The sequence below is a fragment of the Sphingobacterium sp. HMA12 genome, from assembly GCF_002933815.1.
Taxonomy (GTDB): domain Bacteria; phylum Bacteroidota; class Bacteroidia; order Sphingobacteriales; family Sphingobacteriaceae; genus Sphingobacterium.
Genome location: NZ_BEYR01000001.1, coordinates 1,148,174 through 1,166,923 on the forward strand (window position 1 = coordinate 1,148,174; position 18,750 = coordinate 1,166,923).

General features: G+C 37.9%; 23 protein-coding genes and 1 pseudogene. 13 read left to right on the forward strand and 11 right to left on the reverse strand.

Annotation, left to right across the window (positions count from 1 at the left end; all coding sequences use genetic code 11):
• Positions 1–2: 2 nt before the first annotated feature.
• Positions 3–986, reverse strand: a complete 984-nt coding sequence (locus HMAT_RS04830; RefSeq protein WP_104381657.1) for an aldo/keto reductase — start codon at positions 984–986, stop codon at positions 3–5.
• Between the two features lie 20 nt (positions 987–1,006).
• A complete protein-coding gene (locus HMAT_RS04835) occupies positions 1,007–1,858 on the reverse strand; it encodes an aldo/keto reductase (RefSeq protein WP_104381658.1) in 852 nt (283 codons plus the stop codon).
• 152 nt (positions 1,859–2,010) lie between these two features.
• Between HMAT_RS04835 and HMAT_RS04840 the strand changes: the two genes are divergently transcribed.
• Positions 2,011–2,919 (forward strand): helix-turn-helix domain-containing protein, encoded by a 909-nt coding sequence (locus tag HMAT_RS04840; protein WP_371412029.1) that lies wholly within the window; start codon positions 2,011–2,013, stop codon positions 2,917–2,919.
• A 104-nt stretch (positions 2,920–3,023) separates the two neighbouring features.
• Here HMAT_RS04840 and HMAT_RS04845 read toward each other — a convergent pair whose 3' ends face one another.
• The gene (locus tag HMAT_RS04845) at positions 3,024–3,533 is read right to left on the reverse strand and encodes a dihydrofolate reductase family protein (RefSeq protein ID WP_104381659.1); all 510 of its coding nucleotides are present in this window, start codon (positions 3,531–3,533) and stop codon (positions 3,024–3,026) included.
• 87 nt (positions 3,534–3,620) lie between these two features.
• Here HMAT_RS04845 and HMAT_RS04850 point away from each other — a divergent pair, with 87 nt between their 5' ends.
• Positions 3,621–3,968 carry a helix-turn-helix domain-containing protein gene (locus tag HMAT_RS04850; RefSeq protein ID WP_104381660.1) on the forward strand — a complete coding sequence of 116 codons (348 nt, stop codon included), beginning with the start codon at positions 3,621–3,623 and terminating at the stop codon, positions 3,966–3,968.
• 291 nt (positions 3,969–4,259) lie between these two features.
• Positions 4,260–4,754, forward strand: coding sequence for a hypothetical protein (locus HMAT_RS04855; protein WP_104381661.1), 495 nt, complete (start codon positions 4,260–4,262; stop codon positions 4,752–4,754).
• Positions 4,755–4,985: 231 nt separating this feature from the next.
• Here the strand turns inward: HMAT_RS04855 and HMAT_RS04860 are convergent, their stop codons facing one another.
• The gene (locus HMAT_RS04860; RefSeq protein ID WP_104381662.1) at positions 4,986–5,276 is read right to left on the reverse strand and encodes an NIF family HAD-type phosphatase; all 291 of its coding nucleotides are present in this window, start codon (positions 5,274–5,276) and stop codon (positions 4,986–4,988) included.
• Positions 5,277–5,585: 309 nt separating this feature from the next.
• On the opposite strand from HMAT_RS04860, the gene HMAT_RS04865 reads away from it, so the two are divergent.
• Entirely contained in the window at positions 5,586–5,843 is a 258-nt protein-coding gene (locus HMAT_RS04865; protein ID WP_104381663.1) for a hypothetical protein, read from the forward strand.
• Positions 5,844–5,849: 6 nt separating this feature from the next.
• The gene (gene xth, locus HMAT_RS04870) at positions 5,850–6,626 is read left to right on the forward strand and encodes an exodeoxyribonuclease III (RefSeq protein ID WP_104381664.1); all 777 of its coding nucleotides are present in this window, start codon (positions 5,850–5,852) and stop codon (positions 6,624–6,626) included.
• Positions 6,627–6,659: 33 nt separating this feature from the next.
• On the opposite strand, the gene HMAT_RS04875 is transcribed toward xth, so the two are convergent.
• The 3 genes from HMAT_RS04875 to HMAT_RS04885 form a co-directional block, all read right to left on the reverse strand.
• Positions 6,660–8,945, reverse strand: coding sequence for a hypothetical protein (locus tag HMAT_RS04875; RefSeq protein ID WP_104381665.1), 2,286 nt, complete (start codon positions 8,943–8,945; stop codon positions 6,660–6,662).
• A gap of 201 nt (positions 8,946–9,146) precedes the next feature.
• Positions 9,147–9,554: a GNAT family N-acetyltransferase gene (locus HMAT_RS04880; RefSeq protein ID WP_104381666.1), complete on the reverse strand. Its 408-nt coding sequence runs from the start codon at positions 9,552–9,554 to the stop codon at positions 9,147–9,149.
• 88 nt (positions 9,555–9,642) lie between these two features.
• On the reverse strand, positions 9,643–9,879 hold the full coding sequence (locus HMAT_RS04885; protein ID WP_199768543.1) for a hypothetical protein: 237 nt from the start codon (positions 9,877–9,879) through the stop codon (positions 9,643–9,645).
• A 498-nt stretch (positions 9,880–10,377) separates the two neighbouring features.
• On the opposite strand from HMAT_RS04885, the gene HMAT_RS04890 reads away from it, so the two are divergent.
• The 5 genes from HMAT_RS04890 to HMAT_RS04905 all read left to right on the forward strand — a co-directional run bounded on the left by HMAT_RS04890 (position 10,378) and on the right by HMAT_RS04905 (position 13,190).
• Positions 10,378–10,917: a hypothetical protein gene (locus HMAT_RS04890; protein ID WP_233789108.1), complete on the forward strand. Its 540-nt coding sequence runs from the start codon at positions 10,378–10,380 to the stop codon at positions 10,915–10,917.
• 1 nt (position 10,918) lies between these two features.
• Positions 10,919–11,053, forward strand: a complete 135-nt coding sequence (locus HMAT_RS27555; protein WP_262508750.1) for a hypothetical protein — start codon at positions 10,919–10,921, stop codon at positions 11,051–11,053.
• A 133-nt stretch (positions 11,054–11,186) separates the two neighbouring features.
• Positions 11,187–11,837 carry an HD domain-containing protein gene (locus HMAT_RS04895; protein ID WP_199768544.1) on the forward strand — a complete coding sequence of 217 codons (651 nt, stop codon included), beginning with the start codon at positions 11,187–11,189 and terminating at the stop codon, positions 11,835–11,837.
• A 309-nt stretch (positions 11,838–12,146) separates the two neighbouring features.
• Positions 12,147–12,719, forward strand: a complete 573-nt coding sequence (locus tag HMAT_RS04900; RefSeq protein WP_104381669.1) for a Crp/Fnr family transcriptional regulator — start codon at positions 12,147–12,149, stop codon at positions 12,717–12,719.
• An 81-nt stretch (positions 12,720–12,800) separates the two neighbouring features.
• Positions 12,801–13,190, forward strand: a complete 390-nt coding sequence (locus HMAT_RS04905) for a RidA family protein (protein ID WP_104381670.1) — start codon at positions 12,801–12,803, stop codon at positions 13,188–13,190.
• Between the two features lie 119 nt (positions 13,191–13,309).
• On the opposite strand, the gene HMAT_RS04910 is transcribed toward HMAT_RS04905, so the two are convergent.
• Positions 13,310–13,510 (reverse strand): transposase, encoded by a 201-nt coding sequence (locus HMAT_RS04910; RefSeq protein WP_233789109.1) that lies wholly within the window; start codon positions 13,508–13,510, stop codon positions 13,310–13,312.
• Between the two features lie 467 nt (positions 13,511–13,977).
• Here HMAT_RS04910 and HMAT_RS04915 point away from each other — a divergent pair, with 467 nt between their 5' ends.
• A complete protein-coding gene (locus HMAT_RS04915) occupies positions 13,978–14,961 on the forward strand; it encodes an Rpn family recombination-promoting nuclease/putative transposase (protein ID WP_104381671.1) in 984 nt (327 codons plus the stop codon).
• A 94-nt stretch (positions 14,962–15,055) separates the two neighbouring features.
• Here HMAT_RS04915 and HMAT_RS04920 read toward each other — a convergent pair whose 3' ends face one another.
• The 3 genes from HMAT_RS04920 to HMAT_RS04935 form a co-directional block, all read right to left on the reverse strand.
• The gene (locus HMAT_RS04920) at positions 15,056–15,466 is read right to left on the reverse strand and encodes a hypothetical protein (protein WP_104381672.1); all 411 of its coding nucleotides are present in this window, start codon (positions 15,464–15,466) and stop codon (positions 15,056–15,058) included.
• A gap of 86 nt (positions 15,467–15,552) precedes the next feature.
• Positions 15,553–16,092, reverse strand: coding sequence for an ankyrin repeat domain-containing protein (locus tag HMAT_RS04925; RefSeq protein ID WP_104381673.1), 540 nt, complete (start codon positions 16,090–16,092; stop codon positions 15,553–15,555).
• A 358-nt stretch (positions 16,093–16,450) separates the two neighbouring features.
• Positions 16,451–17,683 (reverse strand): transglutaminase-like domain-containing protein, encoded by a 1,233-nt coding sequence (locus tag HMAT_RS04935; protein ID WP_104381675.1) that lies wholly within the window; start codon positions 17,681–17,683, stop codon positions 16,451–16,453.
• 377 nt (positions 17,684–18,060) lie between these two features.
• Here HMAT_RS04935 and HMAT_RS04940 point away from each other — a divergent pair, with 377 nt between their 5' ends.
• Positions 18,061–18,441 carry a YbjQ family protein gene (locus HMAT_RS04940; RefSeq protein ID WP_104381676.1) on the forward strand — a complete coding sequence of 127 codons (381 nt, stop codon included), beginning with the start codon at positions 18,061–18,063 and terminating at the stop codon, positions 18,439–18,441.
• Positions 18,442–18,464: 23 nt separating this feature from the next.
• A pseudogene (locus HMAT_RS04945) lies at positions 18,465–18,719 on the forward strand (transposase); the annotation flags it as partial.
• Positions 18,720–18,750: the final 31 nt, after the last annotated feature.

The following is an 18,750-nucleotide window of genomic DNA, read 5'->3' on the forward strand; positions in this document are numbered from 1 at the left end:
GTTTATTTTCCGACTCTGTTCTGTAAATCTGCGGGATAACGGGCACCCTGAATCTTTATATGGGAAGCCGCATCTTCTATTTGCTGAATATCTTCACGCGATAATTTCAAGGTTACAGCACCGATATTCTCTTTCAGACGGTGCAGTTTGGTGGTGCCCGGAATAGGGGCTATCCAGGATTTCTGAGCAAGCAGCCAACCCAATGCAACCTGTGCTGGCGTCGCGTCCTTTTGCAACGCAATAGATTTTACCAACTCTACCAGGGCCTGATTTGCCTTTCTGTTTTCCGCTGAAAATCGGGGTACAATATTTCTAAAATCAGTTGGGTCAAATGTGGTTGTCGAATCAATTGCTCCCGTGAGAAAACCTTTACCGAGCGGACTGAACGGAACAAAACCAATGCCCAGCTCTTCAAGCAGCGGTAAGATATCTTTTTCAGGTTCACGATAAAACAGCGAGTATTCACTCTGTAATGCCGCGAGGGGAAGCTCACCATGCGCACGGCGTATCGTTTCAGTTCCCGCCTCTGAGAGTCCCCAATGTTTTACTTTGCCTTCCTTGATCAGATCAGCGACTGTCCCTGCCACCTCCTCAATAGGAATATGAGGATCAGTGCGGTGCTGATAAAGTAGGTCAATCCGATCCGTACGAAGCCGTTTTAAAGATCCTTCAACTGCGATCCTGATCCTTGAAGGACTGCTATCCAGACCTTTTTTTGAATCACCATCCTCAAAACCAAATTTACTCGCGATCACTACATTATCTCTGAATGGTTCCAATGCCTCACCCAGCAGCGTTTCATTTGCAAAGGGGCCGTAACATTCAGCCGTATCAAAAAAAGTAATTCCCGATTCAAAAGCCGAGCGGATCAACTGAATGGCATCTTTATGATCGGTAGCTGCGCCATAGCCAAAACTCAGACCCATGCAACCCAATCCAAGTGCGGACACTTCAAGTCCGCTATTTCCTAGTTTTCTTTTTTCCATTTTAATATCAGTTCTAAATTTTAGATATCTAGTTTCCTTTCACTCAGCGATCTGACCATCTCGGGATCCCTGTGATCAAAAAATAGACTTTCTCCAGCGTCTAAGGATTTTATGGCATCCATATCCTTCTCCGTCAGTTCAAAATCGAATATTTCAAAATTTTCCGCTATTCTTTCCTTACGGACAGACTTGGGGATAGCGACAATGTCACGTTGTGCAAGCCATCTGAGGATTACCTGCGCAACAGACTTATTGTATTTCTTTCCTATTGAGGTAAGGAGCTCATTATTGAATATATTGTTTTTTCCCTCTGCAAAAGGGCCCCAGGATTGAGTCTGGATATTATTCTCTTTCAGGAAAGCTTGATTTTCAATTTGCTGATGGAAAGGATGAGTTTCTATCTGGTTAACTGCGGGCGTAAAACCGCTGTTTACAATAAGATCCATCACGCGGTCCGGATGAAAATTTGCTACCCCAATAGCTTTCACTTTTCCTTCGTGGTAAAGTTCTTGCATAGCCCTCCAAGATCCGAAGATATCGCCGTAAGGCTGATGGATCAGATAAAGATCGAGATAGTCAAGCTGTAGCCTTTCGAGGGATTTTTTGAAAGCAGCTTTCGTTTGTTCATATCCGGTATCCTGAACCCACAGCTTAGTCGTTATAAATAACTCCTCACGCTGCACACCACAGTTTTTTATTGCTTTTCCCACCGCTTCTTCATTTAAATAAGAGGCAGCAGTATCAATTAGCCGATATCCGGTTTCGACGGCGTCAACGATCGCACGTTCGCATTCTTGGGCATCTTTTATCTGAAAAACACCAAATCCGAGGATAGGCATTTCAATTCCGTTGTTTAATTTTACTTTATACATAGTGTAAAGAGTTTATGTATTATACAATTCACTGCTAACAAAGTTCGGGTTTGCAGTCTAAGGTTTTGGTATATGCATTACGGATAGTTCTACCAATATTACTGATTCTACAAATTATTGGATTCCAGTTTTGTAAATTTGTTTTACCAGACATGAAAGAAATGGAAGAGATCATCAATTTTAAGAGTATCACAGCATACAATAACTTCAACAACAATGAGACCCTACATCCTTTGATCAGTGTTGTCGATCTGAGCAAGGCAGACCCACGCAAGCTCTCCAAGCTCAGGTATGAGTTTTACACTGTGTTTTTTAAAGAAATAAAATGTGGCGATCTACGTTACGGTCTTAAAAACTATGACTATGAAGAGGGCACATTGATCTTTTTGGCGCCCGGTCAGGTCATAGGGGAGAATGGTACCGAATTCTACCAGCCACAGGGAACAGCTTTGGTATTTCATCCAGAGTTGTTGTATGGCACTTCCCTGGCTAAGGAGATTGGCAACTATACTTTCTTTTCGTATTCGGCCAGTGAGGCGTTGCATCTTTCTGAGCAGGAGAGGAAGATTATTATGGACTGTCTCAGCAAGATAAAGCATGAGCTGGCACATAGTATCGACAAGCATACAAAAAAACTGATTGTCTCCAATATTGAACTCTTTTTGGATTATTGCCAGCGGTTTTATGATCGCCAGTTTATTACACGCGAAAATGTCAATAAGGGCATCCTAGAGAAATTTGATGAAAATCTCAATGCTTATTTCCAATCAGACGAACCACAGCAAAGCGGTTTGCCTACTGTAGCCTATTTTGCTGAGCAGTTATTTCTATCCGCTAACTATTTTGGAGACCTTGTCAAGAAAGAAACTGGCAAGACTGCACAGGAGTATATTCAGAACAAGTTAATCGACATTGCCAAGGAAAAGATTTTTGAGGGCCACAAAACTATAAATGAAATCGCCTTTGAACTTGGGTTCAAATATCCCCAACATTTTAGTCGATTATTCAAAAATAGGGTAGGGTTTACCCCAAATGAATATAGAAATCGAAGTCTAAACTAATTATGTTTTAACTTAAGAGTACGGTAACCCCCTACAAATTTAAAGCCTCTTTACGCTTTGCTAGGCATAGAGCCGATGGTTAGGCATTTTTGGTCTGTTGTTTTTCAGTCTTCTTTAGTTAGATGCAATTGAAGAAAACCGTTTTTAAGTTCCTGTTCTTTATAGGTGAACTTTGAATTTAACTCTTTGTTGTTTCCTAAAATAGCGCCAGTTCCAGTGATTATAGGGCTGATGTTAAAATGAATAGCTGTAACCAAATCTTTGTCCAAAAAGGCGTTGAAGGTATTTGCTCCACCGCCAACGGCTATTTCCTGTACGCCTTTAGCAGACATGTATTCAATAGCCTCTTCGGGGCTTGCTACAGTCTTGTAGCCATCAACCGTATAAGATTTATCCGCTAATATGATGATTTCTATTCCATTAAAATGTTCTTTTACCGGTTCTGGAAAAATCAGAAAATTTTCAAATGTTTTCAATCCTATTACCACATTTCCAACCTGTCTTACAGATCGTAGGTAAAATTCCATTGCTTCCGGTGGCAGCTGGTGATGCGGGTTATCGGAGACTAAAACTCTTCCGTTTGCTGAAATGTTTGCTATTACTGTGACTTTCATAATGATTTTTTTTATTTCTGTTCAACAAAACTATAGCATATTCAATATATATATACTATTCATTACCTTTAGGAAAGTAACTATCTGATGGGCAATAAAAAACATGATATAGATAAAGAAACTATACTGGCATTAAAAGATGGCATTGAACTGCTCAGTGGCAAATGGAAATTTTGTATCCTGCGCAATTTGCAGGACCAGGGTACAATGCGGTTTAAAGAACTGCAAGAAATGGCTCAGGGAATATCCCCAAAAGTTCTATCCAAAGAACTTCAGGAACTGGAGGATAATTTACTGATTAGCAGAACGGTCAATAATACCAGGCCTGTGACCGTTTCTTATGCCCTTACGGCACATGCTAAAGAAACGGAGGAAGTTGTCAATGCTTTAATTAAATTTGGACTGAAGCATAGAGATAAAATTAAAGCAAAATGACGTTTCTATTTTAATAGCTCATTTTTTGATTTTAGACCTTATAGGATGGAGTATATGCACGATTCCTGTCAGTTATTGCAATGCCATTCCGGCAGTTAACCGCTAGATCTTAGCGTATTCAACTTTAATGAACTTAATTAATAATTATTAATCTGAAAAAGGGGCACTTGTAGGATCAGCATTTTAAGGATTTCCATTTCAAATACAATAAAGAAAGGACTACAAAATTTTTTAATCGCCATTTTGCAGCTTACAAGTCTTAAGAATATAGTTAAAGAACGAAAGTAAAAAATGAAAAATATCGAGATGTTTAAATTCTACCGAGCTATAATTTTGTTGCTGATTTTAAACAGCTTCTTTTTTTCTTGTGATTTCATTGCTGCCGGTGGTAATCTAATGGCAGAAAGGTACAAATTTGAGGTTTCAAAAGATTCACTGAGGCACAGGATTATATTGTTTAACGCCTCGCAAGACTCAGAATCGCAAGATTCTATATTCAAAATTGATAAAAATAGTCCATATTTTTATAAGGGTTATATCTATGATAATAAGAATAGCGAAAGCTATTTAGTGTTAATTCCAACTCCGTCTGAATCAGACACTGAATTATTACTGATTTCTATTACAGATCGTGAAGGTCAAGTGATTGGAATCAATCATGAGCCTGAAAATAAAGAAGAAATTAAAGTAAGAAAAACGGTGATAAAAAACTTTGAAGATCGAATTTTAAATAATCTAAATTTGAAATACGTTCATTTGGGAAACGCTATGAATAAAAACTATTAGCTCAATAATATTTTAAACCAGTTTATAAGGTTATAAACTGGTTTAAAATATACTAGAGTTTTCGGATTAGAAATTATCTAATTGGGATGTTTTACTACAAATCTTCCCCTTGCTTTACCGTTTAAAATTGTATTAAGAACATCAGGCAATTGCTCTATAGAAATTTCACTCACTATTTCTTTCAAATTTTTCGGCTTCCACTCTTGTGCGAGTAAACACCATATTTTGTTTTTAGGAGTAATTCACATCGCTGGAGTTACCTGTAAATTCAGCTATTTGGATCGCGTTGCCATAGTTCAACATTGATTTTTCAGCAGTGTCATCTATTATAAGCGTGCTTTCCAATAAGAAGCCCGTTCGTTTTACTTTGGATAGCCTTTTTACGTAATAGTATTCATCAGTTATACTTTTCCGTTTTATTGTCGTACGAGATCGTCCCCAGATAAATTCAAAATCGACAGCGACCTGTTTTATTTTATCCACGAGCTCTTGCACGTAAGTATCATCCGCAGAACACTTCATAGAGATAATCGTCTCTATCTATTGGTTCTTTAATAAGTGTGCAAAGCATCGGTCTTATGTGGGCTGGCATCTTTTTCATAACACGACTTTTTTGGTAAACATAAACCACGTGCCTTTAGTTCGCCAAAAGCCTGTTTTGTTAATATCTTAAAAGTTTCAAACGCTATCGGTTGGCGTTTGTTCTATTCCAAAACCAGACAATGAAAATAAAAAGGATGCTAGGGACCGCAATCAGGTAGTCATGAAGCAGATTATTTGGTAAAAAAACTTGGCGTAACCGACATTATAAAATATTTAAAAAATAAAAACATGGCAGATATTACCACATTTACAGGCATTCCAGTGACCAATAGCCAAGGAGATGAGAAATACTTTGATTTTGAAGTTGGCCAGGAGGGAGAGTATGGACAGTATGCAAGAATTACAATGGATGGCTGCCAGCTGATTTTAGATGAGCATCTTGCTTATGTTAAAGGAGATCTTGCGGAAGAATGGCGAGAGCCCGCTATTGCCAAACTTCTTCTTTTGCTGGAAGTAGACCTAAACCGAGATGGCAGCTTTCAATAACACTAAATGAAAATAGCAACATACAACATCAATGGTATTAATGGAAGATTACCTGTTTTACTTCGATGGTTGAAAGAAGAATCTCCAGACATTGTGTGCTTACAAGAATTGAAAGCTCCGCAGGAACGCTTTCCGATAAAAGCCATCAACGATGCCGGTTATCAGGCTGTTTGGCATGGAGAGAAAAGCTGGAATGGCGTAGCTGTTTTATCGAAGTACGAGATTACCGAAGTGACAAGGGAATTACCTGGCGATAAGGAGGATAGCCATAGCCGGTACCTTGAAGTCATTATCAACCAGATATTGATCTGCTGTCTTTATCTGCCTAATGGCAATCCCTATCCAGGGCCTAAGTTTGAGTATAAGATGGCTTGGATTAAACGTTTGATTAAACGGGCAAAAGCATTACTGAAAATGGAGGTTCCGGTGATCATTATAGGTGATTTCAACATTATCCCGACAGAGCAGGATGTATACAAGCCGGAAAAGTATGTTGAAAATGCGCTATTCCGGATTGAGGCCCGAAAAGCATTTAAACAGCTTATTGGCCAGGGATGGATGGATTCGATCCGAACACTTTTTAAAGACCAGGAAGTTTATACCTTTTGGGATTATTTGAGAAATGCCTATGGCCGGAACGCCGGGTTACGGCTGGACCATATATTGCTTAGCCCAATGATAGCACCACGGTTGTCAGAAGGAGGAATAGACCGTCATGTTCGTGGATGGGAGAAAGCAAGTGATCATGCACCGGTATGGATAATGTTGGACGATAAAAAATAATTATGGCTGCAAGTAAGAAATCAAAAATGTTCTTCATGGATTTACTCGAAACTGAAAAGTAGATTTCCCGAAACTCCCATCATCCGATATACCTTCGACAAGCCCGTAAAATAGACTGTTAATATCAGAGGTATAAAATTGAAGGGTAGCTTCACCATTCTGGTCCGTAATGATATTCGGAGCCCAAAGCAGTGTATTACGATAGTCCGGCGCCGAATCGTGTTGTTTATCATAATCGGGTTCGTAGAATACCTTATGTCGATAGTAGCCTTTTGTTCGAACTACTCCGAACATTTTCATTAGTTCCGCTTCACTGTGTTTTGGAAACTCATAAACAATATGTTTTGTGTTTGTCGAATTAAAGCTGAAAGGGTGGGAGCTGGGCGGATTAGGACCAGTCCATATGATATATGTATTTCCCTCGACAGGCAGTTCGTCACCATCACCGGCTGGACAATTTAACCACGCTCCATGAGCTCGATCAGTATTATTTTGGTATTTGGCCAAACTGTCCAAGTACCCGATATATTTATCACGAAATGTTTTTTGCTGCCGAGCGCTAATAAGCACTTCTTCCAATTTTATCGAGCGATTGGACAGACCTGGCAAGGTGCTGTCTTTGATAAAGGTATCCCTAAATGATTTAAAAGGATATTCAATGCGTTTCCAAGGTTGTATTTTACGGATTTGCTGAAATGGATCGAGGATCTTCAATTCCATGTCCTCTGGTTTGCCAAAATGTTTGATATAGACATCTCTACCAATCAGCAGATTCTCGGGCGAAATTTGAAAGATATGGCTGTTATCCACTTGTACCAATCGGCTTTCTCTCCGGTGGGCATCAAAAAGCATAATCGCTTGCTGGCTTCCTTCCTTTCCTTTCTTTACGGGAAGTAGCTGACCCGTGACAATTTCAGAAATTATATCATTAATTTTTAGATTTCTATCAGAAAGGTATGATTCACTCCAATTATAGGAACGCCATCCCTGTGTAAGCAACAACAAATCCATTGCTTGGTGACGGTCAGACTTGCTCGCGTCAAAGTAATAGCTTGGGTTATGAATTTTGCCTCTTATCTGATTGGAAATCAGATAATGTGTCTGTATATCTTTTTGATCTGAGGGATCATTGTATAAACGATCATAGACGACAGCGCCCAATTGAGCAATGACGGGTTTCCCATACTGGTCTTTAGCCTTAATTTTTAAACTCAATTTATTCTTTCTACCAGCGTTTTCATTAGAAATTTCTGTGGTGACGATAACCAATTTATTGGGTTTTATATAGACCAATCTTTCGGCTATGGGGATAATTTTGTTGTTAAAAAGTGTTGCTTCTGAGATACCTGCTGGTACATCGGTCAATGGCAATTTTATTACAGTACTATCTTTAATTTCACCGGAAGCCATTACAACCGGAAGACCGCGGTTCTGCACCTGCAGATAGAAGCTTTGAGGTCTCCCTACATTGTAAATCTGAAAGGCTAAACTGTCTTCTTGGTTGGCAATCAATGAAAAAGTCATACCTTCCCGAACAACCTCTGGCAATGAAAAGCTCTTTTTGTTATAAGGGCTTTCTAGCCTAACGCTATAGCTTCGGCCCGCTGTCGGTATGATCTGAAAACGGCCCATCCCATCATGTATGCTTTTAAAGGAGCCTATTATCTTATCATCCTCATAGATATTTCCCGAAACGTTTATTGGATCTCCTTCTCTAGCTGTTGCTTTAAATGCAACGGTATTCCGAACACCGGCAAGCAGAAGGCCTGCTTCTGGAAAAAGGTTGAATTCGGCTATTTCTTGAAGTGGGGTCTCTATTGCAGCTTTTTTCTTATGTACTTCAAGTTCCTGTATGCTTTTGATGATCTTAATTTTCCGGCCATCTATAAAGCGTTTGGATTCCCCATTCAGTGAATGGGAAGTATATGCACATAACCAATAAGCACCTTCTCTCAATGCGTTATCGAGATAAATATGGCCGGTACTAATTCCCCCCTCAATTGGATATAGCTCTTCCCAAACAACACTGTCCGTTTCCATCTGCACCAATTGTACATATAAGGACTTATCATTTGAGGATAGCAGGAGATGCTTCTGGTCAACGGAATAGGCTTTAAACCAGAGATCTTCCATGGTCTCATAAATATCTTTATTGGTACGCAGATAAATCGAGGTACCATTGTCCTTCGCAGCCAAGCTCTCCAGTTTCTTTGCCAAGGAATCTATTACAGTTCTTGCATCTTGTGCATAGAGTAAATGAGCTGAAAACTGCCATATAAAAACCAGAAAAATGATCAAGTTTCTTTTCGCTATAGTCATTGAGTTCAGTTTTAGGCATATAATTATTGAAATTATTTGCTTTTTCCTCCTGTTATTTGCTTCTCTATTGTATTCTTTTATCTATTCGAATTTAAGTAAATATTCCTCCTCATTATTGACTCGCAAATCTGGAAACTTAAGATTACATAAAGTGCCCAATTCCTCGCCAAAAGTTAGTTCTAGCTTTGTGATTTCTTCAATTTAATGATCACCTCCAGAATAGATCCACATCGGCTCTGTTTGACCGGCTCGTTCAAAACCGTTCTTTTTATAAAAGTCGATAGCTTTACCGTCAGCAGTAAGCATCTGCATATGAAAACTCTTATAAATCTCTTGCATTTTATCCATGATTAAGCGACCAACCCCTTTGCCTTGATAGGAGGGTAGCACCAGTAGATGCGGATAATATACCACCAGATATCCATCGGAAATGGCATTCCCTAGGCCCACTAATGTTGTACCATCCCATGCAGTAACCAAAGAATGCGAATTTAAGAGTGCTTTCATCAGTAATTCTGGTTTTTCGGCTGCACTCCATTTATTAGCTTGGTAAAGTTGCAGAATGTCGTTTGCATTCAAATTTCTATTAACACTAAGGGCTATGTTCATATATTATTCTGTAGTTTTGGTATGTATACTTAAGTAAATGTTCGTTGTAAATATGCGAACATGTGAAAATCGAAGTTTATGCTTAATATTACTCGTAAACTTTAGCTCCCTTGAAAATATCAGCAAATGTTGACCATGCAGCTTTTCCAGCATCTACATTTGCATCTGTATTCTCATAATACCCTTGGATATCTTCTGTATATGTCGCCAAAGCTTCCAGAAAGTCGGGTAAGGTTTTGTTTTCCCAAGTTTCAGGATGTTGGAGCAAATCCTGACGTAGAAGATCAAGAAATTTAATAAAACTCGTTCTGTCTCTTACTTTCAATTCGTACGTGCATTTAATTAATCAGCTAATTAAAGCTGAGTTTAAAATAGTGATTCATTTAGAAAAATAAAAATCAATCTAAAAATATATGCTTTAAATATTTTTTCACGTCAGAGATTTCGATAACTGTCATTTGAGCAAGAAACCATCATACGGGAACTTATTAGCATTATTTATGTAACAATCTGGTTAATTAAACTTCAGTTTTATTAACTTTCGATAGATAATATTTATCTTTAAACAGAAGCTATTTATCCTATACAGTGAATTTTAGTTTCTCCATATTAACCAATGACTTAATTTATGCGTATTATACAACAATTTAGGATTTATTCACACGAGAAATTTGAAAGTCTAGTTTTTATAGGTGCTTTCTTGGCTCTACTTCTTCACGCTATAAGTTTTATGTTTTTTAATCAATACACAGCTTTGCTCTATGGGCTGTTTTCTGGATTAGTATTGGTTCTTTTTTTTAAAAATTGGCGGACTGAATATCTCATGAGCAAATATGTAAAGGCGTTTTTAACATTTTTGGTAGTGCTAGAATTTGCTTTTATGCTATATGATCAAGTCCATCTGAAAGATGATTGGTACTTTCTACCATGGGCGGCTCTGTTAGGTGGAGTTGTGATGGTAGTCAGTAGTATCTTAATCATATTCAAAAAGATCACTATCCGAGATACATTTTTGAAATTCTTTTATGTAAGTGTTATTTTTCTCTTTTCAACAGTCTATTCCTATGGGCTCTTATCCCTTATAAATATTTTTAACGCGCGGCAATTCGTTACATGGGAGCGTGCTAAGGTGGATTTACCATCCTGGGTAATTACTTTTGGAGGAAATTACAACGATGCTGTATTTGAGAACAAAGAATGGGGAAATCGGATGATGAATCTATTTTTTATGAAATGGAAAGGTGATTTTCCGCATCCACCTATGACTGCCGAAGTAAAAGTTTTTAAAGGCAACCTAGGGAAAGATTATATGCTCAAAACGTATGATGAAGATGAAAAAAACGACGCAAGGCAAATCGACTAATATGGACAAGTTTATTTATCTTGACAACAACGCATCCACTCCAATGGATGCTATGGGCTTAGCCGAAATGATGCCCTATCTAACAGATAAGTATGGTAACGCAGCAAGTAGTCACAGCACGCCCTGCTGTTGCTAGGCAAACCAGCTTTTTCGTCGTGATGAATTGTATGTTCATCGAAAAACAGCATCGTTCACGCGTAGAAAATAGTAGATTAGCCATGCTATTTAAGCGATAGATACCAAAATAGACAGACATATTATATATAACTATGATGACTGATCAAATTAAGCTACAACAATTGGCTGCGATAATGGATGTGCTGCAGCTGGCTGAGAAATTAAAGTTCGAACTACGGCATAGTTGGTTGTCCAATGGGCGGCAGGAGAGTGTTGCCGAGCATACGTGGCGCATGTCGCTGATGGCTATATTGATTGAGCCGCTTTTGGATCAGAAGGTAGATTTAGCCCGTCTGTTAAAAATGATAATTATCCACGACCTTGTTGAAGTAGAAGCAGGAGACGTCTCCGTATTGGATCAGATCCGCAATCCGGAGATCAGAAAGATCAAACAGCAAAATGAAGAACAGGCCATTCTCAAGATCAGGCAGATGCTGGCAACAAGTAACGGACAAGAGATCTATGATCTTTTCTATGAATTTGAAGAGAAGAAAACCTTCGAAGCCAAGGTCGCCAATGCCATTGACAAGTTAGAGGTACAGCTACAGCACAATCATGCTGATATCTCTACCTGGGAAGAAGTTGAGTATGATCTTTCTTTTGTAATCGGCAAACATGTCCAATTTGACAAGACCTTTGTCCTGTTAAAGGATTTAATCGAGCAACAGGCCTCGCAGAAATTGGAAAAGGCCGGGTTGAATGTCTCGGAGATTCGTGCGCGCGCGATCTCGACTTTTAACTAGGGGAGGTATCTATCTGTCATAGCTGGGGTAGAGATCAGTAGGTGGGGTTATTTTTGATATAAATATGATCTTTTCGAAATCAATATGAATTACGAGCTTCATTTTGGAAAAACCAAGAACCATTGATATCTTTTGACGAATTACCTATATTTAAGAACTAGACGCAACCGAATTGAAGCTGTAATCGTTTTTCTGCGAATTACAGATACTTAGTATCGCAGATGCTGGAAGTAGAAATGAATGGCCACCTGTATATTTGATATGGATTCAACCAAACCAAAATCAGCAACAATTGGTACTTAGAAGCTAATGGAAGATAAATATAATTTGTTAAAAGAACATATAGAGAAAGTCGTTACACTTACTGAAGATGAATTTGCATTTGTAAAAGAATGTTTCATTCACAAGCAGTATAAAAAATCCGAATGTATTTTTAGAGAGGGCGATAGCGTAAACTATATCTACTTTGTATTGTCCGGTCTTCTCAAATTTTATTATACGGACGATAATGCTAAGCAACATATTGTTTCATTTGCAATGGAGGATTGGTGGGAAACAGATGTTTCGGCCTTTTATACAAGTGGAAAAGCTTCATTTACTTTGGAATGTCTTGAGGACACAGCGTTACTTTGTCTATCGCTGGAAAATTTTGAATGTTTGTGCGACAGTCTTCAAAAGATGGAGCGCTTTTTCCTCCGTAAATCAATTGCCGGCCATATCGGTTCACAGCAACGGATCTTGTCATTTTTAACCTTGGGAGCAAAAGAAAGATATGAGCAGTTGATAAAAAGAAATCTAGCTTTGGTACAACGAATTCCAAAATTGTTGCTTGCTTCTTACCTAGGCGTATCTAGGGAGACATTAAGCCGTCTGTTCTCTTGATTGATTTATTTAATTGTGAGGTTTGTCACACGGCTGAATGTAAAAATATCTTGAGCTTTGTCTCATAATAATTTTACAGCGATGGAAAAGAAAGTAATCAATCCTTGGAACTGGCAGGATGCCAGAAATTATGTGCAGGCAGTTGAAGTTAAACATGTAGATTCAACTTTATATGTATCGGGACAGTGTGCCATTAGTGAAGATGGAATATCGAGTAATGCCGGTATGAGAACGCAGATTTTTCATACTATTGAAAATCTTGAAAAAGTAATTCAATCAAGTGGATATGAAGCTCGACATCTCGTTCGTTTGAATATCTACACGACCGACTCTACAGCATTATTTGAAAACTTTGATGTGATTCAAAATTGGCTCACTAAAAATAAAGTAAAACAAACAAGTACAGTTCTTGAAGTCAAGACATTGTTTGAAACTTTAAAGGTAGAACTAGAAGCAACTCTGGTTAAATAATTTCAGATATAAAAAAATGGCAATAGCTCTCTATTTGCCATTTTTTTATATCTGAATAACGGCACTTTATTGGCCAGTTATTTTAATGATGGTTTAGTTCATATATCATTGAAGTATTATTATTCATTATGCACATATTTGAAACCATAGAGATTATGTGTCGCAGTAATCAGCATATTCTCTACGCTCCGGGATTTCAGGTCTGTCAGGATTCCCATCCAAAAACTGGCACTTTCATTCTTGCCCAGCCACATAGCCAGAACTTCTTTATAGCCATTCCTGTTCAGGCCTACAGCAAGATAAATTGTTTTACTGACCACTTTAGAGTTCTTCCTGATCTTAAAACAATTCCATCCAGACAATCAGATATACATTGTCCAGAGCGTCGATTTTAGGAGTCTCCGTATAGCTTTCTCTACTAAGTGTTTAGCTTCCAATTTTTTACTATTAGCGATAGGTATATATGATAAATGGCAAAAGCAACAAATGAAAGACCTATATAGCTAATAATACAAGCTATTCATATGTTTACGATAATTACGGAAATTGGATTGAACAAAAACAAATTATTAAAAGAAATCCTAAGGACGAATTTGAAGGTGGGCTTTTAATAAAAAGAAAAATCGAATATTATGAATAAGCATGTCCGAAATTGATTGTAATCTTTCTATTTATTAGTTGGACAGATGGCACCCAATTATTGATTTACCCTAATATTTATTTGCTAATTATTTTAGTTTTTCGATTTATTGTTATATATTTGACTGATAACCAGTTGACAAAAATTATGGCAAGATCAAAAAAACACCTTGGTAAGTATGTAGATCCGCGTACCGATTTCGGTTGGAAATTTTACTTCGGTAGAGAGGACAACAAAGTCTTACTAATTGAATTTCTCAATAGCTTGTTTCAGGGAGAGAAGATAATTTCAGATCTGAGATACAAGCCTGTAGAGCATGATGGCGATTATGAAGAAATGCGTCGCGTTGTATTCGATTTACATTGTATGAGCAGCGATGGCGAGGTTTTCATCATCGAGATGCAGCAGCTCTTCCAGGAGTTTTTTAAAGATCGCGCCGTGTATTATACCTCGCGTCTCATCAATAAGCAATTAGCGCGAGGAAAGAAGGGCAGTGATTATTACCTGCCGGAAGTTTACTTTATCGGTATTCTGGAGTTTAATATGGATGCAAATGGAAGTTCTGGTGTAACCCGTATCACAGAGCATCCTTATTTTTATGATGTCGCGCTTTGTGACAAATTGACCAAAGAAATATTTTATGATAAATTGGGATATAAGATGATTTCGCTTCCCCTGTTTAATAAACAGCCAGAGGAACTAAAGACAGTTATGGATCAGTGGTTGTACTTACTTAAACACTTGAGTACCATGGATAGATTGCCAACATTTTTGGATAAAAGAATATTTGGTCTTATCTTTGAGATAGGAGAGATAGGTAAATTAACGGAGGAGGAACTAATGTCATACGAGGCAAGTTTAAAACATAAGCGTGATGCTGAGAGCGCATTCAATTCGGCCAAGAAATCTGGAGAAGCTTTAGGTCACGCTAAAGGTCTAGCAGAAGGTAAAGCTAAAGGTCTAGCAGAAGGTCTAGCAGAAGGTAAAGCTAAAGGTCTAGCGGAAGGTAAGGCTGAAGGGGAGCGCAAAAAAGCTCTTGAGACTGCTAAAGCATTTAAGGAAATGGGGCTACCTATAGCTGATATTGCTAGGGGCACAGGACTCTCTGTTGAAGAGGTCGAAAAGCTCTAGTACACCAGGGCCGGCATGCCTATAGATGAAACCTTTCTTGCAGCAGGAACCATAGCATGCATACCAAGCTTTTTCGTTTAAGTTTTCCATTTCTTTAGTGTTTTCTGACCTCTTTCAGAGGCCACCGCAATTCCTCAGGAACTAAATCAAAGGCAAAGCTAGAGATCCCAAAATCTTTTGAGAATAGCTCTTTATTATTATGCCAAACTGTTATTTGATCCCAATAAGCTAGGAAGAAATCTCCTTCCTGAATAAAGTCCATCCAACCATCTGCTTTAATTGATGCTTGTTTGTCGATCAATATAATACCTGAATAATTTTCCAGACTACCATCCAGAAACATTCCATTATGTCCCTCGATACAGGATTTCGACCAGTCGAAATCAAATTTGATGCTCATGCCCAATAAACTATTTAGTTCATCAACAAGTTGGATTTGCACTAGTTCCCTTAACTTTGGTCCCATAGTACATGAAAATCCATATTTATCCCAATTATTTTCCATAATTACCTATTTATGCTTAGAAAGTACTCTTTCCAATTTTTTGTTATCATTTTGGGGTGTATTATCGCTGAAATATCGTGATGTGCTTATTTTAGCAGGTGTCTGAGATCCCATTCCTTTTTGTTATGCCCAGCATCAATTCCTCCACCAATAATATTTATAATATCCCTAACTGAACGGTCATGATAATTGATTACATCCAGCGAAGCACCTTTTGACACAAGAAGATTTATTATTTTGATCGTATTCTCCTGACCGCGGTAATTCATAACAGCTATCCATAAAGGTGTATTCCCATTTATTTCACGGATATCAATTTCTGCACCGCTATCAATTAAGTGGCTTACAATTCGATAGTTCATTTTAGAAACGGCTACGTGCAGAGCTGCAAGTTCACCGCCACGTTTATTCCGCTTATGATTTACGTCTATACCACAGTGTAAAAGAAAATCTATCAGATCTTCCGGTTGATACCTTTTGTCATATCCGGAACCCGCATATGCTATAAGCAGACTGTTCTGATCATACCCGTCGGTTTTGCAGAAATCAACACCTTCTGACCTTGCTTTTTCTAATGTATCAATGTCATTTTCGTAGATAAGTTTAAATAATTCTGTAAATTCCATCTTTAAGTCGTTTAATATGGTTTTCCTCCCTTTTAAAATTAGTAATTCAAGTCCGAATTCTCTATTTTTAAATGCTCCAGTTTTTTGGGGAGAGGTCAAAATTGAAAATGTCAAATTATTGGACAGTTCTAAAAAATTAAAATGGAAACAGGATAGCAATTCACTTGAACTTGAATTGCCTGTCGGCAAACAAGGGGAAATACCAGTATATGTATAGAAAGAGTTAACTAAATAGCTAATTAATAGTCAATTTCTCCTTATAATAAAATTGCTTACCACTCTTCAGCCAGATAACTTAAGTTATCTGGCTGATTTTCATACTGAATCACACCAAGTAAACATCCCATTTATTTCACGATTATTGTGCTGTATTTTTTTCGGGGGATGTCCAGAAGTTGGCAGGATCAAGCGTAATAACATTGTTTTTTAAATATTTATTGCTGCTTTTGTCAAATCCGCTCGGAATTAAAGAAATGTACTGCAGATCAGCATCGACAGACCTATATCTACTCTCTGTGTTAAACTGGCTCTTATTCGTGCATTGAATCCAATATAAATTCTTGGCCATATAATAGTCCAGGTACCAAGGTTTACTTACTTTGGACTCAGCGTTTAGCCGGAGAGGTTGATTATTTATCAAATGTGCCCTGACTTCTTCAATACTCAGTAAATTGTTGTTGTCGTCCATCACAAATGTACCATGGGAGGGGTCCATCCATAGCCATTTTTTTAAGGTTTCAGAATAGACACTATTGATCACATGGCAGTCAGTATCTTTGTCGTCTTTTGGCATGCATGTAACGTAGCGCGACTTAAATCCCATTGCGAGGTACATTTCATTCAAAGTCATCGCTTTATGCCGACAGTTTATACCTTTTCCTGTTGCTTTATGGTAGTTGTAAAAATCAATCGCGTCAAATTCACATAGCGCCCAATTGCTGCCATCATATTTGATATTATTGGCAACAAAAAACATAATGTTACGGATTTTAGAAATTTCATCACCATGACCAGCTATCGAGTCTAGTTTGAAAAAATTTTTGACCGCTACTAAATTACCATTGCTTGCTGCTTGGTAGGTAAATGGAGGCAAAGCGGCATTACTTTCCTTAACATATTCTCCTGACCGCTGTAATAAGACCAATTTATCATATTGCTTCAATTGACCGAATGCTTTTACAAATTTATTTTCCTGACGGATATTGTCTAAACTAGTATCATTTAGCACATTATTATAGTCCGTATATCCCCACAAAATAGCCTTTTCAAAACTTGTAATGGCCTGTTTTTTTTGATCAAGCAATGAGTGTAAGCAAGCAAGGTTGTAGTAAATATTCGCATTAATTCCCTTGATAGTTGCTTGGAATTCCTGCTTTTCTTTTTCAGACAGCTGTAAGCTGTCCATTTTTGCCGCAATGGAATTTAATACTGTAGTGGCTTTTTGATAATCCTTTGCCGGATAATAGGAATTATAATCCTGTTCTAATTTATTAAAGTCTGAAAGGAACTTATTCCATGTCGCCGAATTTGTTTGCGCAAATGCAGTGGCTGTCAGGAATACGAACAAAAGAAGGTTAAATAATGGTTTCATTGGAGGTTTTTAGTTAAATATCGTTTTATTCATAATCTATTAAATCCGTTGTTAACTATCCGACATATATTCATCAAGTCAATTAATATCTTCGCTAGACAGACAAGGTACTTGCCAAAAAGCTATCATGCTGAAAATAAAAACTTTGAATTAACACAACTGTTCAATACCGGACAATTGCTCTCTAAAAGCGGACACTTTACACAACCTTTAAACTTTTCTACGGCTTCCCGTAATCAACCATTCTTTCAAACCCATACCTTAGCCTTACAGTTTGTAATAATCTTGAAAGTTAATATCTGTAAACATATTAATTCAAAATAAATAATTATATTCGGCTTGGGTATTAACCTTGCCCGATTGAAAAGTAGCATGCCATGATAGTAACCACGACCAATTCCATCGAAGGGAGGGAGATTTCACGATATAATGATCCAATAGCAGCCAATGTTGTCATCGACACCAATATCTTTAGCGATATAGGAGCGAGCTATGTCGATTTCTTTGGAGGTCGCTCTACGAGCTATGAGAAGAAGATGCAGGAGATGTACAAGCGTGTTACCGAAACGCTCAAGCAGCGTGCACAGACGATTCGTGCTGATGCTATTATTGGGCTTAGTGTAGATATCGACGAAATCTCAGGAGAGGGGAGTCAGATGTTTATGATTACTGCGGTGGGTACACCAGTAAACAGGCTGCACAAGCCGCACTGGCAGATTTTGCCGATAGATCGGAATCCAAGTATCCTTATGCCGTAAGATCATAGAAGGAGAACTGGGACGAACTCACCGTCTTTTACGACTTTCCACTTGAGATCCGAAGAATTATCTACACAACCAATATCATCGAAAACATGAATGGGAAGATACGTAAATACACAAAGAATAAACTGTCATTCCCCAGTGATGATGCCGTACTAAAATCTGTATATTTGGCTTTGAGAGAAATCTTTAAAAAGTGGACTATGCCTATTCATAATTGGGGCATTATCCTAAATCAGTTCTTAACTTTATTTGAAAAAAGAGTCCAGTTATAAGGAACATAACTGAACTCCGCATTTTCTATTT

Excerpts from the sequence above, each read along its gene's own strand:
- HMAT_RS04830 (WP_104381657.1), bottom strand. The coding sequence starts at position 986 with ATGGAAAAAAGAAAACTAGGAAATAGCGGACTTGAAGTGTCCGCACTT.
- HMAT_RS04875 (WP_104381665.1), bottom strand. The coding sequence starts at position 8,945 with ATGACTATAGCGAAAAGAAACTTGATCATTTTTCTGGTTTTTATATGG.
- HMAT_RS04860 (WP_104381662.1), bottom strand. The coding sequence starts at position 5,276 with ATGAAGTGTTCTGCGGATGATACTTACGTGCAAGAGCTCGTGGATAAA.
- HMAT_RS04865 (WP_104381663.1), top strand. The coding sequence starts at position 5,586 with ATGGCAGATATTACCACATTTACAGGCATTCCAGTGACCAATAGCCAA.
- HMAT_RS27555 (WP_262508750.1), top strand. The coding sequence starts at position 10,919 with ATGGACAAGTTTATTTATCTTGACAACAACGCATCCACTCCAATGGAT.
- HMAT_RS04840 (WP_371412029.1), top strand. The coding sequence starts at position 2,011 with ATGAAAGAAATGGAAGAGATCATCAATTTTAAGAGTATCACAGCATAC.
- HMAT_RS04890 (WP_233789108.1), top strand. The coding sequence starts at position 10,378 with ATGAGCAAATATGTAAAGGCGTTTTTAACATTTTTGGTAGTGCTAGAA.
- HMAT_RS04940 (WP_104381676.1), top strand. The coding sequence starts at position 18,061 with ATGATAGTAACCACGACCAATTCCATCGAAGGGAGGGAGATTTCACGA.
- xth (WP_104381664.1), top strand. The coding sequence starts at position 5,850 with ATGAAAATAGCAACATACAACATCAATGGTATTAATGGAAGATTACCT.
- HMAT_RS04915 (WP_104381671.1), top strand. The coding sequence starts at position 13,978 with ATGGCAAGATCAAAAAAACACCTTGGTAAGTATGTAGATCCGCGTACC.
- HMAT_RS04920 (WP_104381672.1), bottom strand. The coding sequence starts at position 15,466 with ATGGAAAATAATTGGGATAAATATGGATTTTCATGTACTATGGGACCA.
- HMAT_RS04905 (WP_104381670.1), top strand. The coding sequence starts at position 12,801 with ATGGAAAAGAAAGTAATCAATCCTTGGAACTGGCAGGATGCCAGAAAT.
- HMAT_RS04895 (WP_199768544.1), top strand. The coding sequence starts at position 11,187 with ATGATGACTGATCAAATTAAGCTACAACAATTGGCTGCGATAATGGAT.
- HMAT_RS04935 (WP_104381675.1), bottom strand. The coding sequence starts at position 17,683 with ATGAAACCATTATTTAACCTTCTTTTGTTCGTATTCCTGACAGCCACT.
- HMAT_RS04850 (WP_104381660.1), top strand. The coding sequence starts at position 3,621 with ATGGGCAATAAAAAACATGATATAGATAAAGAAACTATACTGGCATTA.
- HMAT_RS04880 (WP_104381666.1), bottom strand. The coding sequence starts at position 9,554 with ATGAACATAGCCCTTAGTGTTAATAGAAATTTGAATGCAAACGACATT.
- HMAT_RS04845 (WP_104381659.1), bottom strand. The coding sequence starts at position 3,533 with ATGAAAGTCACAGTAATAGCAAACATTTCAGCAAACGGAAGAGTTTTA.
- HMAT_RS04900 (WP_104381669.1), top strand. The coding sequence starts at position 12,147 with ATGGAAGATAAATATAATTTGTTAAAAGAACATATAGAGAAAGTCGTT.
- HMAT_RS04925 (WP_104381673.1), bottom strand. The coding sequence starts at position 16,092 with ATGGAATTTACAGAATTATTTAAACTTATCTACGAAAATGACATTGAT.
- HMAT_RS04835 (WP_104381658.1), bottom strand. The coding sequence starts at position 1,858 with ATGTATAAAGTAAAATTAAACAACGGAATTGAAATGCCTATCCTCGGA.
- HMAT_RS04855 (WP_104381661.1), top strand. The coding sequence starts at position 4,260 with ATGAAAAATATCGAGATGTTTAAATTCTACCGAGCTATAATTTTGTTG.